This is a genomic window from Streptomyces sp. NPDC054961, from assembly GCF_053609145.1.
On record NZ_JBSGWY010000011.1, the window covers coordinates 56,171 to 72,361 of the forward strand.

Annotated in this window: 14 protein-coding genes and 1 pseudogene; 7 read left to right on the forward strand and 8 right to left on the reverse strand. The window is 72.3% G+C overall.

The genetic code is table 11. The annotated features are described in order from the left end of the window. Nucleotides 1-163: 163 nt before the first annotated feature. From ACWF9Z_RS13265 to ACWF9Z_RS13285, 5 genes are all read right to left on the reverse strand, one after another. Nucleotides 164-931, reverse strand: a complete 768-nt coding sequence (locus ACWF9Z_RS13265; protein WP_214946746.1) for a succinate dehydrogenase iron-sulfur subunit — start codon at nt 929-931, stop codon at nt 164-166. Beyond that, the gene (gene sdhA / locus ACWF9Z_RS13270; RefSeq protein WP_453601233.1) at nt 931-2,685 is read right to left on the reverse strand and encodes a succinate dehydrogenase flavoprotein subunit; all 1,755 of its coding nucleotides are present in this window, start codon (nt 2,683-2,685) and stop codon (nt 931-933) included. The genes ACWF9Z_RS13265 and sdhA overlap by 1 nt, the downstream gene beginning before the upstream one ends. Before the next feature lie 23 nt (nt 2,686-2,708). Next, on the reverse strand, nt 2,709-3,191 hold the full coding sequence (locus ACWF9Z_RS13275; RefSeq protein ID WP_356651941.1) for a succinate dehydrogenase hydrophobic membrane anchor subunit: 483 nt from the start codon (nt 3,189-3,191) through the stop codon (nt 2,709-2,711). 5 nt (nt 3,192-3,196) lie between these two features. Further along, the gene (sdhC, locus tag ACWF9Z_RS13280; RefSeq protein WP_283844494.1) at nt 3,197-3,577 is read right to left on the reverse strand and encodes a succinate dehydrogenase, cytochrome b556 subunit; all 381 of its coding nucleotides are present in this window, start codon (nt 3,575-3,577) and stop codon (nt 3,197-3,199) included. 152 nt (nt 3,578-3,729) lie between these two features. Further along, nucleotides 3,730-4,335, reverse strand: a complete 606-nt coding sequence (locus ACWF9Z_RS13285) for a 2-oxo-4-hydroxy-4-carboxy-5-ureidoimidazoline decarboxylase (RefSeq protein ID WP_453601238.1) — start codon at nt 4,333-4,335, stop codon at nt 3,730-3,732. Between the two features lie 407 nt (nt 4,336-4,742). On the opposite strand from ACWF9Z_RS13285, the gene ACWF9Z_RS13290 reads away from it, so the two are divergent. Next, a complete protein-coding gene (locus tag ACWF9Z_RS13290) occupies nt 4,743-5,507 on the forward strand; it encodes an RNA polymerase sigma factor (protein WP_453601420.1) in 765 nt (254 codons plus the stop codon). Then, nucleotides 5,507-6,631, forward strand: coding sequence for a hypothetical protein (locus ACWF9Z_RS13295; protein WP_453601241.1), 1,125 nt, complete (start codon nt 5,507-5,509; stop codon nt 6,629-6,631). The genes ACWF9Z_RS13290 and ACWF9Z_RS13295 overlap by 1 nt, the downstream gene beginning before the upstream one ends. Before the next feature lie 252 nt (nt 6,632-6,883). On the opposite strand, the gene ACWF9Z_RS13300 is transcribed toward ACWF9Z_RS13295, so the two are convergent. After that, the gene (locus ACWF9Z_RS13300) at nt 6,884-7,762 is read right to left on the reverse strand and encodes a L,D-transpeptidase family protein (RefSeq protein WP_453601244.1); all 879 of its coding nucleotides are present in this window, start codon (nt 7,760-7,762) and stop codon (nt 6,884-6,886) included. A gap of 155 nt (nt 7,763-7,917) precedes the next feature. Here ACWF9Z_RS13300 and ACWF9Z_RS13305 point away from each other — a divergent pair, with 155 nt between their 5' ends. Next, nucleotides 7,918-9,531 (forward strand): acyl-CoA mutase large subunit family protein, encoded by a 1,614-nt coding sequence (locus ACWF9Z_RS13305; protein ID WP_453601246.1) that lies wholly within the window; start codon nt 7,918-7,920, stop codon nt 9,529-9,531. Between the two features lie 141 nt (nt 9,532-9,672). Beyond that, a complete protein-coding gene (leuE, locus tag ACWF9Z_RS13310; RefSeq protein ID WP_453601249.1) occupies nt 9,673-10,371 on the forward strand; it encodes a leucine efflux protein LeuE in 699 nt (232 codons plus the stop codon). Nucleotides 10,372-10,416: 45 nt separating this feature from the next. Here leuE and ACWF9Z_RS13315 read toward each other — a convergent pair whose 3' ends face one another. Next, a complete protein-coding gene (locus ACWF9Z_RS13315) occupies nt 10,417-11,844 on the reverse strand; it encodes a polysialyltransferase family glycosyltransferase (protein WP_453601252.1) in 1,428 nt (475 codons plus the stop codon). Beyond that, entirely contained in the window at nt 11,841-12,869 is a 1,029-nt protein-coding gene (locus tag ACWF9Z_RS13320; protein WP_453601254.1) for a glycosyltransferase family 2 protein, read from the reverse strand. The genes ACWF9Z_RS13315 and ACWF9Z_RS13320 overlap by 4 nt, the downstream gene beginning before the upstream one ends. A 176-nt stretch (nt 12,870-13,045) precedes the next feature. Here ACWF9Z_RS13320 and ACWF9Z_RS13325 point away from each other — a divergent pair, with 176 nt between their 5' ends. The 3 genes and pseudogenes from ACWF9Z_RS13325 (at nt 13,046) to ACWF9Z_RS13335 (ending at nt 16,119) form a co-directional block, all read left to right on the forward strand. Further along, nucleotides 13,046-14,431 carry a DUF6716 putative glycosyltransferase gene (locus ACWF9Z_RS13325; protein ID WP_453601257.1) on the forward strand — a complete coding sequence of 462 codons (1,386 nt, stop codon included), beginning with the start codon at nt 13,046-13,048 and terminating at the stop codon, nt 14,429-14,431. A gap of 62 nt (nt 14,432-14,493) precedes the next feature. Beyond that, a pseudogene (locus tag ACWF9Z_RS13330) lies at nt 14,494-14,850 on the forward strand (cytidylyltransferase domain-containing protein); the annotation flags it as partial. 360 nt (nt 14,851-15,210) lie between these two features. Beyond that, complete coding sequence (locus ACWF9Z_RS13335; protein ID WP_453601423.1) at nt 15,211-16,119, forward strand: N-acetylneuraminate synthase family protein; 909 nt, start codon at nt 15,211-15,213, stop codon at nt 16,117-16,119. Nucleotides 16,120-16,191: the final 72 nt, after the last annotated feature.

Below are 16,191 nucleotides of genomic sequence, written 5' to 3' on the forward strand. Positions count from 1 at the left end.
TCTGTTTCTCTCATCCCGGGGGTGGCGGCGCGGCCCCCACCCGCCGCACCGGCGAGCGCCGCGCGCGGGGGCGGGGGGGGGGGCCGCCCCCGCGCCCCCCCCCCCCCCCCGCGCCCGGTGCGTGAACACCGGGCGCGGGGCCCTCGGTACGGCGGGGCGAGTCTCAGAAGCGGCGCGTGATGAGGGCGCGCTTGACTTCCTGGATCGCCTTCGTGACCTCGATGCCACGCGGGCACGCGTCGGTGCAGTTGAACGTCGTGCGGCAACGCCACACGCCGTCCTTGTCGTTCAGGATCTCCAGCCGCTGCTCGCCGGCCTCGTCACGCGAGTCGAAGATGAAGCGGTGCGCGTTGACGATCGCCGCCGGGCCGAAGTACTGGCCGTCGTTCCAGAACACCGGGCACGAGGACGTGCACGCGGCGCACAGGATGCACTTGGTGGTGTCGTCGAAGCGCTCGCGGTCCTCGGCGGACTGCAGGCGCTCGCGCGTCGGCTCGTTGCCCTTGGTGACCAGGAACGGCATGACGTCCCGGTACGCCTGGAAGAAGGGCTCCATGTCGACGACGAGGTCCTTCATCACCGTCAGGCCCTTGATGGCCTCGACCGTGATCGGCTTCTCCGGGTTGATGTCCTTGATCAGCGTCTTGCAGGCGAGCCTGTTCTTGCCGTTGATCCGCATCGCGTCGGAGCCGCAGATGCCGTGCGCGCACGACCGGCGGAAGGTCAGCGTGCCGTCGAGGTCCCACTTGATCTTGTGGAGACCGTCGAGCACGCGCTCCTTCGGGTCGATCTCGATCTGGAAGTCCTGCCACTGCGACTCGTCCGAGATCTCGGGGTTGAAGCGGCGGATCCGGAACGTGACCGTGATGAAGGGCGAGGCCGCGGCCGCGGCCTCCATCTCGTCCGTCTTGGACAGGGTCGGGGTGGCCATCAGTACTTACGCTCCATCGGCTGGTAGCGGGTGACGACGACGGGCTTGTAGTCGAGCCGGACCGAGTCCTGACCGTTGTCGTCGACCTCGCGGTACGCCATGGTGTGGCGCATGAAGTTGACGTCGTCGCGGTTGGGGTAGTCCTCGCGGTAGTGACCGCCGCGGGACTCCTTGCGCGCGAGCGCGGACACGGCCATGACCTCGGCCAGGTCGAGCAGGTTGCCCAGCTCGATGGCTTCCAGCAGGTCCGTGTTGAAGCGCTTGCCCTTGTCCTGGACGGACACGTTGAGGTAGCGCTCGCGCAGTTCCGCGATCTTCTCCACCGCGGTCTTGATCGTCTGCTCGGTGCGGAACACCATCACGCAGGCGTCCATCGTCTCCTGGAGCTCGAGGCGCAGGTCGGCGACCCGCTCGTTGCCCGTGGAGTTGCGCAGCCGCTCGACCTGGTCGATGACCTGCTGCGCCGGGTTCTCGGGCAGCTCGACGAAGTCGTTGGCGTGGGCGTACGCGGCGGCCGCGATGCCCGAGCGCTTGCCGAAGACGTTGATGTCCAGCAGCGAGTTGGTGCCCAGGCGGTTCGCGCCGTGCACCGACACGCACGCGACCTCGCCGGCCGCGTACAGGCCCGGGACGACGGTGGTGTTGTCCATGAGGACCTCACCCTCGACGTTCGTCGGGATGCCGCCCATGGCGTAGTGCGCGGTGGGCTGGATCGGGATCGGGTCCGTGTACGGCTCGATGCCCAGGTAGGTGCGCGCGAACTCGGTGATGTCCGGGAGCTTCGCGTCGAGCTGCTCCGGCGGCAGGTGCGTCAGGTCCAGGTACACGTGGTCACCGGCCGGACCGCAGCCGCGGCCCTCACGGATCTCGGTGTAGATGGAGCGCGAGACGACGTCACGGGACGCGAGGTCCTTCATGACCGGCGCGTACTTCTCCATGAAGCGCTCGCCGTCCTTGTTGCGGAGGATGCCGCCCTCACCGCGGGCGCCCTCCGTCAGCAGGATGCCCATGCGCCAGATGCCCGTCGGGTGGAACTGGAAGAACTCCATGTCCTCCAGCGGCAGGCCGCGGCGGTAGCAGGCCGCCTGGCCGTCACCCGTGAGGGTGTGCGCGTTGGAGGTCACCTTGAAGAACTTGCCGGTGCCGCCCGAGGCGTAGATGACGGACTTGGCCTGGAACACGTGGATCTCGCCGGTGGCGAGCTCGTACGCGACCACGCCGGCCGACTTCTTGACGCCGTCCTCCTCGACCAGGAGCTGGTCCAGGACGTAGAACTCGTTGAAGAACTCCACGCCCTCCTTGACACAGTTCTGGTAGAGGGTCTGGAGGATCATGTGACCGGTGCGGTCCGCGGCGTAGCAGGACCGGCGGACCGGCGCCTCGCCGTGGTTGCGCGAGTGGCCGCCGAAGCGGCGCTGGTCGATGGTGCCGTCCGGGGTGCGGTTGAACGGCAGGCCCATCTTCTCGAGGTCGAGGACCGCGTCGATGGCCTCCTTCGCCAGGATCTCGGCGGCGTCCTGGTCGACCAGGTAGTCACCGCCCTTGACCGTGTCGAAGGTGTGCCACTCCCAGTTGTCGTCCTCCACGTTGGCGAGCGCGGCGGCCATGCCGCCCTGCGCGGCGCCCGTGTGGGAGCGGGTGGGATAGAGCTTCGTCAGCACGGCCGTGCGGCTGCGCTTCGTCGACTCGATGGCGGCGCGCATGCCCGCACCACCTGCCCCGACGATGACGGTGTCGTACTTGTGGATCTTCATTGGTTTCGCCTCAGCCCCGTTGCCTAGCGGATGTTCGGGTCGAAGGTGAAGATCACCAGCGTGCCCAGAAGAATGGTGAACACGGTGGCGGTGTAGAGCAGGCCCTTGAGCCACAGCCGCGTGTTGGCGCGCTCCGCGTAGTCGTTGATGACGGTACGCAGACCGTTCGCGCCGTGGAGCATCGCGAGCCACAGCATCAACAGGTCCCAGCCCTGCCAGAACGGGGACGCCCAGCGGCCGGCCACGAAGGCGAAGCCGATCTTGGAGACGCCGCCGTCGAGGACGAGCTGGATCAGCAGGTGGCCGATGACCAGGACGACGAGCACGACGCCCGAGAGGCGCATGAAGAGCCACGCGGCCATCTCGAAGTTGCCACGGGTCGAGCGCGGGGTCTTGGAGGTCCGCTTGCGCGGAGCCTCGATGTACGGCGCCGGGTTGTCGACGTCGTAGAGGGACACGCCCTCCACGTCGCCGATGCCCTTTTCGAAAGAAGTGTCAGAAGACATGCGCGTCACTTCCCGAACAGTTCAGCAGCTGCGTGGCCGAGTACGGGGTACAGGGCCCCGACCATCAGCACGACCCAGATGCCCACGACCGACCAGAGCATCTGCTTCTGGTAGCGCGGACCCTTGGACCAGAAGTCCACGGCGATGACACGGAGACCGTTGAGCGCGTGGAACAGGATTGCGGCGACGAGGCCGTACTCCAGCAGCGCGACGATCGGAGTCTTGTAGGTAGCCACGACATCGTCGTACGCCTCGGGGGAGACGCGGACGAGAGCGGTGTCGAGGACGTGTACGAACAGGAAGAAGAAGATGAGGACGCCGGTGACTCGATGAGCCACCCAGGACCACATTCCTTCCCGGCCGCGGTACAACGTTCCAGCCGGCACGGAAAACCCTCCGGAAGCGGGGCGGGGGCCAGCCGGCTTCTTTGTCGGTCGGGCCCGGCCGGGTACGGTCCTCCGGCCCCGGACATCGTAGCGACGCTTTGTCGGTTCCCTTGCGCGGGGGCCATCGGTGTGATCAAACAGGCACGGACGGACTATCCCACAGGGGCGAATAGCCCGAATTCGGCCGCAGACACCCCGTCCGCCGACGTCAGCCAGTGCGTCAGGTCGGCGAGCCGGGCCTGCGCGACGCGGCGGAGCTCGTCCGCGGAGATCGCGCGCTCCTCGTCCACCTCCAGGTCCATCCGCCGCCGGATGGCGGCCAGCAGCTGGTCCGCCTGCTCTCCCGGGGTGCGCGCGTCCAGGAAGATCACGAAGGCGTGGCCGAAGGTCCGCTCGTACGCGCAGTGGGCCGCGCGGAGCGCCAGCAGCGCGGCGTACGGGGCCCCGGGCTCCAGTTCCGGCGGGAACTCCCAGGCCAGCGCCTCCGAGAGGTCCGCCTGGGCGAGGTCGTACGAGGCCTCGTCCGCGGCGGCCAGCAGCGCGTCGGAGTCGGGGTAGGGCCGGTGCGCCGCCACCCGCTGGGCCCAGCGGGCGCTGCCGCAGCAGTGCAGCAGGGCGGCATGGGCGGCTTCGGGGGACAGGGCGTTGAACCGCGCGAGCCCGGAGCCGTGAGAAGGGTCGGAGCCTCCACGGGCCTGTGCCGGAAGGTGGCTGGACAGCGGGGGGCTCCTCGTGGCGTGGCGCGGGTGTACCGCCACGCTATCGACGCCGGGTCGGGTGTGTCGTACGCATCCCGGGTTTTCACCCGGAAGTGAGCCGAAAGGATGACAAGACCGGATGTGGGCCGCCGGGCGCCCGGTCGGAGGGCGTGTGCGGGGCCGGCCCGGGAGGGGGCATGATGGCGAGGGAGAGGGGCCGGCCGACAGGCCGGAGAAGGGGAGGGCGGCCGAGGCCGCCACCCCCCACAGGAGAGGCCCCGGCCGCCATCCGTCACGGGCTCGTGCGACAAGCCCGTACCCCTGTCAGCGTCTGCGGTGCGTTTTGTGTCACACCTCGCTCCGCGCAGGGTTGGTTGCTCGTTGTACAACTCGTGGACGAAGGTGCTTGAACGCCGTAACGTGCTGATTTGCGCCAGACGTACAGGACAGTGAACGGGTTGGGGACTTTGCTGGGGGACGACGCGGAGCTGACCACCGCGGTGCTCGCGGCACAAGACGGCGACGAAGACGCGTTCCGTACTGTGTACCGCGCCGTGCACCCGCGCCTGCTCGGATACGTCCGCACGCTCGTCGGAGACGGCGACGCCGAGGACGTCACCTCCGAGGCATGGCTGCAGATCGCCCGCGACCTCGACTCCTTTACCGGCGACGCCGACCGCTTCCGCGGCTGGGCCGCGCGCATCGCCCGCAACCGCGCCCTCGACCACATGCGGATGCGCGGCCGCCGGCCCGCCGTGGGCGGCGACGAGACCGAGCTGACGGGCCACGCCGCCGATTCCGACACGGCGGGCGAGGCCATGGAGTCCCTCTCCACCGGGCGCACGATGGCGCTCATAGCCCAGCTCCCGCAGGACCAGGCCGAAGCCGTCGTCCTGCGCGTCGTGGTCGGCCTCGACGCCAAGACCGCGGCCGAGACGCTGGGCAAGCGCCCCGGCGCCGTACGCACCGCCGCGCACCGGGGACTGAAGAAACTGGCCGAGCTGCTCTGCCAGGAAGGCGGCTTCGAGCCGGACTCCGGCATCGGCTCCGGACCGGACCGCGGCCTCGGCGATAATGGCGACGACGGTGGCCGAGTTGCCCGTGACCAGGAACGGGGCGGCGGGGGCGGGAGGGATCTCGACGCCGTACCGGCGCAGCGCGGCCGGGGTGGGGGACTCGTAGAGCAAACCGGTGTGACGCATTCACGTTGGCGGACGCAGAAGGACATGTGATGGCCGACGAGCGCGACAGGTGGCTGGACAAGGCCGCGGCGGACAGACTGCTGCGCGGAGAACCGGCCGTACCTGCCGCCGAGCACCCTGCCCGCGCGCGTGCCGAGCGGCTGCGCGCGGCCCTCGGCGCACTCGCCGAGCGCCCGCCGGCAGGTGCCGGAGAACTGCCCGGAGAGGCCGCCGCGCTGGCCGCCTTCCGCGCCGCGCGCGGCGCGGCGCCCCGGGAAGGGGCCGCGGCCGCCGAGGAATTCGGCTCCGGCGAGACGGTGGTGGAACTCAGCCCCTTCGGTGCGGCCGGCCCGTTCGGTGCGACCGGTCCGCTCGGCGGGGCCGGTCCGCGTCCGGAGCGGCACCAGCGCCGGGGCGGCGGTCAGGGCCCCGGCGTCGTCCCGCGGCGCGGGCGGCCGGTCCGCTTCGTCCTCGCGGCGGCCGTGGCGAGCGTCGCCGTGGGCGGCCTGGCGGCCGCCGCCGGCGCCGGGCTGCTCGACCGGGACACCCGCGACGGCGCGGTGCACGCCCCGGCCATCGCGGTGACCACGGGTTCCTCCTCGGACGCCTCGGGCGGCGGCGACCCGGTGCCGGTCCCGCAGCCGGGGTTCACCACGCCGGGCGGCGACGAGAGCCGGGGCACCACGCCCGGGCCCTGGGACACCGGGGACGCGCAGGGCCGTACGCCGGACGGATCCGGCGGGAACGCCGCGACCGGCGGGTACGGCGCGGGCGGCACGGGCGGCGGAGCGAGCACGGGCCCCTCGGCCAGCGGCCCCGCCCCGGACCGCGGGGGCAAGGACCCCTTCCTCGAAGGTGGCACCGACGGCGGCGACATCGGCACGTTCAAGGACGCCGAGGGCCGGACCCGCGCGGTGGAGCTGTGCCGGGACTTCCGGGCCGGGAAGCTCGACAACGAGCGGCGCGAGAAGCTCGTGCGCCTGGCCAAGGGGCTGCTGCGGATCCCCCGCTACTGCAAGACCGTCCTCGACGGGGCCGGCGGGGACACCCGCGGCGGAACCTCGTCCGCGACCGGCGGGGGCGCCCCGATGGACTCCCCGCCGCTGAACCCGGCCACGCCGGCCGACGTGGAGCAGGGTGCGGACGGTTCGCTCGGGCTGCGCTCGCGCGGCTGAGGGCACGCGGCCGCCGGGAGCCCCGAGGCTTCCCGACCGGGGGACCGAGTATCGGACAGTGTCCGGAAATAGCTCCCCGCACCGGCTGTAACACTTTTGGACCCGGTGGCGCAGTACATAACGAGCCGACTGGTCATCGGCCGCGCATGAGCCGGGGTTCCCCCCGTACCCCTGGGCTCTGCGCCAATGGCGCGGGCGGGATTCGTTCCCCCGATCCCGCCCGCGCCCTCAACTTCAGGCCCACGGCCGGACTCACCAGTAGACGACGACCTTGTCGCCGGTCTGGACCGCGCCGAAGAGCGCCGACAGCTTGCCCTTGTCCCGGACGTTCACGCAGCCGTGCGAGGCACCCGCGTAGCCGCGGGCGGCGAAGTCCGAGGAGAAGTGCACGGCCTGGCCGCCGCTGAAGAACATCGCGTACGGCATGGGCGTGTGGTAGATCGTCGACACCCAGTCCTTCTCCTTCCGGTCCACCTTGAACTCGCCCTCGCGGGTCGGCGTGTTCTCCGAGCCGAAGCGGACGTCCATGGTGGAGACGACCTTGCCGTCGATCATCCAGGTGAGCGTGCGGCTCTCCTTGCTGATGCACATGACGCGGCCCGTCATGCAGCGCGGGTCGGGCGCGTCGGCCTCGTTCTCGGCCGGCGGGCGCAGCTCGTCGGCGGTCGGCTTCTTGGAGGAGCTCTGGATCTTCTTCCAGGTGGGCTCGTCCACCCCGCCCGTGGCCGTCAGCTTGTTCTTCGACTGGAAGGACTTGACCGCGGCGGTCGTCTTCGAGCCGTAGAAGCCGGTCGGCGCGACCGACATCAGCTTGAGCTGGCGCAGCCGGGCCTGCAGCTCGCGCACCTGGTCGCTGTCGTCCCCGTTGGCCATGATCTGCTTCACGGTGGGCGAGGGGGAGGCCGAGGGGGAGGCCGACGCGGACGGCGAGGCGGACGCGGACGGCGAGGCGTCTCCGGGCTTGCCGTCCGAGGACGGCGACATCTCGGGGGAGGCGACCGCCGTGGGCGATGCGGGAGCAGACGAGGCGGAGCCCGCGGACTCCGTCTTCTGCGGACCGCATGCGGTCGCGGCGAGCGCGACGGCGGTGGCCAGGCCAAGAGTGCGGATTATGACTTTCTGGCGGTGCATTGCATTCCCCCGATTTCTCAGACGTGTATCTAGGTGATGCCTGACGGGCGTGGACAGTTGCAGGGAACGCCGCGATGTTGCGCCATTGTGACCAGCGGCAGTCGCGGGGACGGTTCTACCAGCCCCGGACCCCTCGGAGCTACGGAGGACGGGTCATGAGGACGGGTCATGGGGACGGGCACGTGCCACGCGCGCACACCGAGAGCGGGAACCCGATCGAGCCCGTCTACAGGCCGGGCGACCTGGCGGGCTGGGATCCCGCGACCGAACTGGGCGAACCCGGGGCGTACCCGTACACCCGGGGCGTCTACCCGACGATGTACACCGGACGGCCCTGGACCATGCGCCAGTACGCCGGGTTCGGGGACGCGGCGCAGTCCAACGCCCGCTACCGGCAGCTCATCGCGAGCGGGGCCGCCGGCCTGTCCGTGGCCTTCGACCTGCCGACCCAGATGGGCCACGACTCCGACGCCCCGCCGGCGCACGGGGAGGTCGGCAAGGTCGGCGTCGCGATCGACTCGGTCGAGGACATGCGGGTGCTGTTCGACGGGATCCCGCTCGACCGGGTGTCCACGTCGATGACGATCAACGCTCCGGCCGCGCTGCTGCTCCTGCTCTACCAGCTGGTCGCCGAGGAACGGGGGATCGAGGCCGCCGCGCTGACCGGGACGGTCCAGAACGACGTGCTCAAGGAATACATCGCACGGGGGACGTACATCTTCCCGCCCGGACCCTCGCTCAGGTTGACGGCGGACACCTTCCGTTACTGCCGGGCCGAGATCCCCCAGTGGAACACCATCTCCATCTCGGGCTACCACATGGCCGAGGCCGGGGCCTCGCCCGCGCAGGAGATCGCCTTCACGCTCGCCGACGCGATCGCGTACGTCCGCACCGCGCTGGACGCCGGGATGGAGGTCGACGCGTTCGCACCCCGCCTGTCGTTCTTCTTCGTCGCCCGCACCACCCTCCTGGAGGAGGTCGCGAAGTTCCGCGCGGCCCGGCGGATCTGGGCCCGGGTCATGCGCGAGGAGTTCGGGGCCAGGGACCCGAAGTCCCTGATGCTGCGCTTCCACACGCAGACCGCCGGAGTGCAGCTCACCGCGCAGCAGCCGGAGCTGAACCTCGTACGGGTGGCCGTGCAGGGGCTCGCCGCCGTACTGGGCGGCACCCAGTCGCTGCACACCAACTCCTTCGACGAGGCGATCGCACTGCCGACGGAGAAGTCGGCCCGCCTCGCCCTGCGGACGCAGCAGGTGCTGGCGTACGAGACGGACGTGCCGCACACCGTCGACCCCTTCGCGGGTTCGTACGCGGTGGAGCGCATGACGGACGACGTGGAGGCGGCGGCGCTCGCCCTGATGCGGCGGGTCGAGGACCTGGGCGGGGCGGTCGCCGCGATCGAGGCGGGCTTCCAGAAGGGGGAGATCGAGCGGAACGCGTACCGGATCGCGCAGGAGACCGAGAGCGGCGAGCGGGTGGTGGTCGGGGTCAACCGCTTCGCGCTGGCCGAGGAGGAGCCGTACGAGCCGCTGCGCGTGGACCCGGCCATCGAGGGCCGGCAGCGGGCGGCGCTGGCCGCGCTGCGGGCGGGGCGCGACGGGGCGGCCGTGGCCGCGGCGCTGGCGGCCGTCCGGGAGGCGGCGCGGGGGACGGCGAACGTGCTCTACCCGATGCGGGAGGCGCTGAGGGCGCGGGCCACGGTGGGGGAGGTGTGCGGGGTGCTGCGGGAGGAATGGGGGACGTACGTGCCCGCCGATTCCACCTGGTGACCCAGGACGCACCGCCGTGACCTGCGGTGATCATCCGGGCGGTGCTTCGCCGCGCCGCGCCGCCCGGTCCGTTCCCGGTGCGTGACCACAGGGTGAAACCCACTGGCGCGACAGGTGTGTCCTTATGCGACACTCCTGCACATGCTGGGTGTCACAGATCTTCCGACGTATCTCGCCGGCCTCGTGCTGGTCATTCTCCTGCCGGGCCCGAACTCCCTCTACGTGCTCTCCACCGCCGCGCGCGGCGGGGTGCGCGAGGGGTACAAGGCCGCCTGCGGCGTGTTCACCGGGGACGCCCTGCTGATGACCCTGGCGGCGGTCGGCGCCGGAGCCCTGCTGCAGACCAGCCCGATGCTCTTCGGGATCGTCAAACTGCTCGGCGCCGGCTACCTGACCTGGCTCGCCATCGGCATGTTGCGCGGCGCGTGGACGATGTGGCGCGCACGGCGGGAGCGGGCGGAGGGCGCGGCCCGGGCCCAGGCCCAGGCCCAGGCCGCGGAGGCGGGCGCGGCGCTCGCGCCCGCGGCGGCCGGGACCGGCGAGAAGGAACGGCCCTACCGCCGGGCGCTGCTCATCAGCGTGTTCAACCCGAAGGCCATCCTCTTCCTGATGTCCTTCTTCGTGCAGTTCGTGGACCCGCACTACGGGTACCCGGCCCTGTCCTTCCTGCTGCTGGGCGGCCTGCTGCAGCTCGGCAGCTTCCTGTACCTGACCACCTTGATATTCGGCGGGACCCGTCTGGCGGCCGCCTTCCGCAGCCGCAAGCGGCTGTCCGCCGGCGCCAGCTCGGCGGCGGGCGTGCTGTTCCTGGGCTTCGCGGCCAAGCTCGCCGTCAGCTAGCCCGTACGGCCCGGCAGCCCGGCAGCCCGGCAGTCCGCGGCCGTCTCAGCCGACCGCCCTGCGCACCAGGCGCGCCACGCGGCGCGCCGCGCGGCTGCGGGGCAGGAAGGACAGCCGGGCCGGGATGCCGCCCGGCAGGCCGAGCGCGGTCAGCCGGCGGCGGGTGAAGTAGCGCCAGGTGCGCGGGGTGAGGTTCCCGGCCAGCCAGCGCTCGGCCTCCGCCCGGCGCGCGGCGAGGATCGTGGGCTGCATCGTGAACCCGACGGCGGTGAGCAGGCCGGTGAGCTCGGAGGCCGCGGCGGCCGCGCCCGTGGCCCCGGTGGCCTCCGCGACCCCCGTGGCCTCCGCGACCCCCGTGGCCCCGATTCCCGAGGTCCCCGAGGACGACGCCGACCCCGGCGGGGTCCAGGAGCGTACGGCCGCCGCGTCCGCCAGGTCGGGCAGCAGGGCGTCGGCCACGGCCAGCGGGATCCGGTTGCTGTTCTGGTACGGCGTCAGGCGCGCCAGTACCGCCCGCGTGCCGGTCCGGGCGACCGGGAGCCCGTACAGGGTGGCGGCGGTCAGCAGCCCCGTCGAGAAGCAGCCGACCACCAGGGCGGGGCGCAGCCGGTCGTAGAGGGTCTCGGCGAGCACCGGGGTGCCGAGGACGGTGAGCCGGACGCCGAGCCGCCCGGCCTCCTCCTCCGCCCGTCGCGCGTAGGCGGCGGGGGCGCTCGGGTGCGGTTTGAAGACCAGCTCGCGGTGGCCCAGCGCGTGCGCGCCCCGGACCATCTCCCCGTGCAGTTCCTCCTCCTCGCGGACCGGCATCAGGTCGAGCGCGGAGAGGTACTGGCCCAGCAGCAGCGCCGGGGCGTCGCCCACGGGCGCGTGGTCCGGCACGTCGAGCCCGGCGACGACCTTGCGGAAGGCCGCCGCCGGGATCACCTCGGCCCGGACCCCGAACTCGGTCAGCAGCAGTGGTTCCAGACCCGGTACGAGGTCCAGGTGCAGCACCCGCCGGACGCGGCCGCCGAGTCCCGGGTCGAGGCGGAAGCGGGTGGGGCCGTAGCTCATCAGCCCGTCGGCGTAGACCTCGACGGCGGCCCCGGGGAAGAGCCGGCACAGGCTCTGCGCGGGCGGCACCTGGAGTGATTCCACGATCAGCTCGACCCGGTCCGTGCCGAGGCCCCAGGAGGCGCGCAACTGCCGTTCCCACAGGGGCACGTCCTCGGTGCGCGGGGCCCAGACGCAGGGGTGCTGCGGGGCGATGACCGCGTTCCAGTCGAGGACCTCGTCGAAGCGGGTGCGCAGGGCGGCGAAGCCGGGCATCGCGGTCAGGCCGGGGGTGATCTCGGCGGTGACGGCGTGGTTGCTGGTCAGCAGGATCCGGCGGGCGGCGGGCGGGAAGACGTCCGCGTCGAGGGCGGCCGCGAGGGTCGCCGTGCCGTAGAGGGTGGAGGCGAGGAAGACCTGGGTGACGCCGTCGCCGCTCATGCGGACGCCTCGGGGCGGGCCGGGGCCGCGGGAGCGCCCGCGGCGGCTCCGCCGGCCCTGTTCACGGAGCCGTGGCGACGGCGCAGACGGCGGAGCAGGGCGGCGCGGTCGGCGTCCATCGAGTTCAGGGCCCGGGCGAGGACGTCCTGGGGCATTCGGCCGAGCGCGGCCGCGCTCATCGAGCGGAGTTTCCTGGCCACGGGGGGTTCGAACCTTTCGATGGAACCGATGTGGTGCGCGATGATCGCGCAATAGGTGCGGACGGCTTTCGGAAGAAGAAGATCGAATTCCCGGTCGGCGGCGGTATCGCTGATGACCTGGTCGAACGCGCGAATGAAATCGAGCTGCCGTTCGTCCCCGATCTGTGTCAGCGAGGTGGAAATTCCGCGCCGGTAGAAGGTGCCGGGCAGGCCGACCGCGGCGAACGACCGGGCCTCCCGGTGCAGCCGCCAGATCCACGGCCGGTCCTCCGCCGTCCGCAGGCCGTCCGTGAAGTGCAGCAGCCCGCGGTCCAGCAGCCGCCGGTGGTACATCCCCGCCCACGCGTACGGGTAGTCCACCGAGGTGGCGCGCGAGGCGGGCAGGATGCCCGTGCGGGGATCGGCCGCGACCGACTCCGGGCCGTAGGGGACGCGCTGCACGCTGCGGGTCCTGCCCGTGCACCGGACATGGTCGGTGCGGACGAAATCGCAGTTCAGGGCCTGTATGGCGGCCAGTGTGCGGGCCAGATGGCCCGGCGCCAGCCAGTCGTCCCCGTCGAGGAAGGCGATGAACTCCCCGCGGGCCGCGTCGAGGCCGGTGTTCCGTGCCGTCGCCAGGCCGCCGTTGCGTTCGCGTCCGAGGAGCACGGCGCCGGGAAGGTCGCGCGCCGCACGCTCCAGCAGCGCGGGCGTCCCGTCCGTCGAGCAGTCGTCGACGAGCAGGAACTCGAAATCGTCCCGGGCGTTGAGTTCGAGACTTTTCAGGGCATCCGGCGCGTATGTCTGCACGTTGTAGAACGGCACGACGACAGAGAGCTTGAGCACTCGCGAGACATTAGGGCGCCGCTCGTCATTCACCGTGGCCCGGACGCGGATTTCGTGTGAACGACGCACGGCGGGCGCGTTAACCCGGACGCTTTCGCAGATCGTCGACGGGTTGTTAACCCGCTGTTGTGCGCTCGTTGGGCCGGTCACCGAAAAGGCGGAATAGCTTCTGCCGCGTGCCAGCAAGCAATCGCGCGGCGCCCGCCGCAGCCCATGGGTCCGTCCTTCGCGTGGCCGTACTCGCCGATTCCGACACCCGGTGGAAATGGGGAGCGCTCACCGCGCGCCGCCTGTCCCCGGAGCCCGGCTCCGTGCACCTGACCGGATTCCTGCTGCGCGGCCGGGCCACCCCCACCGCGCGCCAGCTCGGCGAGGTCGGCGTCCGGCCCGACCGGCTGACCGAGGTGACCTGCGCGGAGTTCCTCACGGAGCTGTCGGACCCGGGGCGGGAGCCGTACGACGTGGTCGTCCTCGCGCTCGTCGGCGGTGCGGTGCAGGCCGTGCTGCACGGGGCGCGGGCACTGTGGCCCGCACCGGGAACCCGGCCGGTCCTCGTCACCGGGTACGTCGGAGTCGTCTACGAGAAGCTCGCCGACGGGCTGCTGCTGCGGCACGGTGCGGACCTCGTCCTCGCCAACTCCCGCCACGACGCGGAGCGCTTCCGCGCGGTGTACGAGGGCGTGGGCGCGGACGCGGCGGCCGTGGTGGAGACGGCGCTGCCCTTCCTCGACGGGGCGCCGTACGCACCGGTCGGCGACACGCCCCACCGGGTGGTCTTCGCGGTCCAGCCGTCCGTACCGGAGGGCCGCGCGGACCGCGCGTACCTGCTGGGGCGGGCCGCGGAACACGCCCGCCTGCACCCGGAGCGCGAGGTGCTGATCAAACTGCGCAGCCGCCCCGGGGAGCACACCACGCACCTGGAGGAGCTGCCGTACCAGCGTCTGGCGGAGCGGCTGCCCGGCGGCCTCCCCGCCAACTGCCGTCTGGCGTACGGGAACATGGGCGAGGTCCTCGACACCACGGACCTGCTGGTCACCGTCTCGTCCACGGCCGCCCTCGAGTCCCTCCACCGCGGCATCCCGACGGCCGTCCTCACCGACCTGGGCATCCGCGAGAGCCTGGGCAACCACCACTTCCTGGGCTCGGGCTGCCTGGCCTCCTGGACCCAGCTCGACGCGGGCCTCCTGCCGGAACCGGACCCCCGCTGGCTGGCCGCCCACGGCGTGGGCCGGGCGGGCGACGCGCCACCGCGGGCCGCCCGTCAAGACCCCCACGCCGCCGCCCGGACGCGGCTCGCGGAGCTGCTGGGGCAGGCCGGCCGGCTCCCTGCCCCGGCCCCCTACTACACGCGGTCCACCGCTCCCGGATACCTGCCCGGGATCCTGGCCCGGCACCACCTCGGCCCCGACGGAAGCCCGCTGCCCGGCGCCGCCGGGCCCCGCACGGGGGAGTCCCGGCTGCGCCGCACGCTCCGCGCGCACCTGCGCGAAGCCGCCCGCGGCGCCTACCGCCACGGCGTCCAGCGGGTCGCGCCGGTGATCCGCCGCCTGGGGGAGCTGTGAACCCCGCTCAGGCGCCGGCCGTCGCCCGGTCCGGACGCGGGCGCGGGCCCAGGGTGCTGGCCGTGATCCCCGCGCGCGGGGGGTCCAAGGGGGTGCCCGGCAAGAACCTGGCCGATGTCGGCGGGATGCCGCTGGTGGTGCGGGCCGTGCGGGCCTGCCTCGGGGCCGGGAGCGTCACCGACGTCCTGGTGTCCACCGACTCCGAGGCGATCGCCACCGCCGCCCGCGCCGCCGGAGCCGTGGCGCTCCGCCGGCCGGCCGGGATCTCCGGGGACACGGCCACCAGCGAAGCCGCCCTGCTGCACGCGCTCGACACGTTCGAGGAACTGCACTCGGTCAGCGTCGACGTGGTGCTCCTCGTCCAGTGCACCAGCCCCTTCGTCACCGCCTCCGACGTCGAATCGGTCGCCGCGGCCGTCGCGTCCGGCGCCGCCGACAGCGCGCTCACCGTGGCCCCCTTCCACGGGTTCCTCTGGCGGGCGGAGCCCGACGGCTCCGGAGCCGGGGTCAACCACGAGGCCGCGTACCGCCCCCGCCGGCAGGACCGGCCCCAGGACCTGCTGGAGACCGGCGCCGCCTACGCCATGGACGCCGCCGGCTTCCGGGCCGCCCGGCACCGCTTCTTCGGCCGGACCGTGCCCGTCGCCACCGACCCCGCCCGGGTGCTGGAGATCGACGATCCCCACGACCTGGCCCGCGCCCGCGCGCTCGTACCCGTACTCGCGCCCTCCCCGCCCGTCCCGCCCGCCACGCCTCCCGTACCGAAGGACAGCCCTGCCATGAAGGCCACCCCCGCCGCCCGCCACCGCACCTTCGGCTCGCGCATCGCCGGCCCGGGCCACCGCGTCTACGTCGTCGGCGAGATCGGCATCAACCACAACGGCGACCTCGGCAACGCCCTGGCCCTCGTCGACGCCGCCGCCGAGGCCGGCTGCGACGCCGTGAAGTTCCAGAAGCGCACCCCCGAGATCTGCACCCCGCGCGACCAGTGGGACATCGAACGCGACACCCCCTGGGGCCGGATGACCTACATCGACTACCGCCACCGCGTGGAGTTCGGCGAGGACGAGTACCGCGCCATCGACGAGCACTGCGCGCGGCGCGGCATCGACTGGTTCGCCTCCCCGTGGGACACCGAGGCCGTCGCCTTCCTGGAGAAGTTCGACCTCCCCGCCCACAAGGTCGCCTCGGCCTCCCTCACCGACGACGAGCTGCTGCGCGCGCTGCGCGCCACCGGCCGCACCGTCGTCCTCTCCACCGGCATGTCCACGCCGAAGCAGATCCGGCACGCGGTGGAGGTGCTCGGCAGCGACAACATCCTGCTCTGCCACGCCACTTCGACGTACCCGGCCAAGGCGGAGGAGCTCAACCTGAGGGTCATCCACACCCTTCAGGAGGAGTACCCGAACGTCCCGATCGGCTACTCCGGCCACGAGACGGGCCTGCAGACCACGCTGGCCGCCGTCGCGCTCGGCGCGGCCTTCGTCGAGCGGCACATCACCCTCGACCGGGCGATGTGGGGCTCCGACCAGGCCGCGTCCGTCGAGCCCGGCGGCCTGACCCGGCTGGTCCGTGACATCCGCACCATCGAGACCGCGCTGGGCGACGGCGTCAAGCGGGTCTACGCGTCCGAGCTCGGCCCGATGAAGAAGCTCCGCCGCGTCCACGGGGAGCCGGCCGCCGTCTGAGCGGGCCGTGCGCGGCTCCGCACGGGGCCGGGTCCGGCTCCGCGGGCCGTACGACGAGCGCCGATTCCTTCC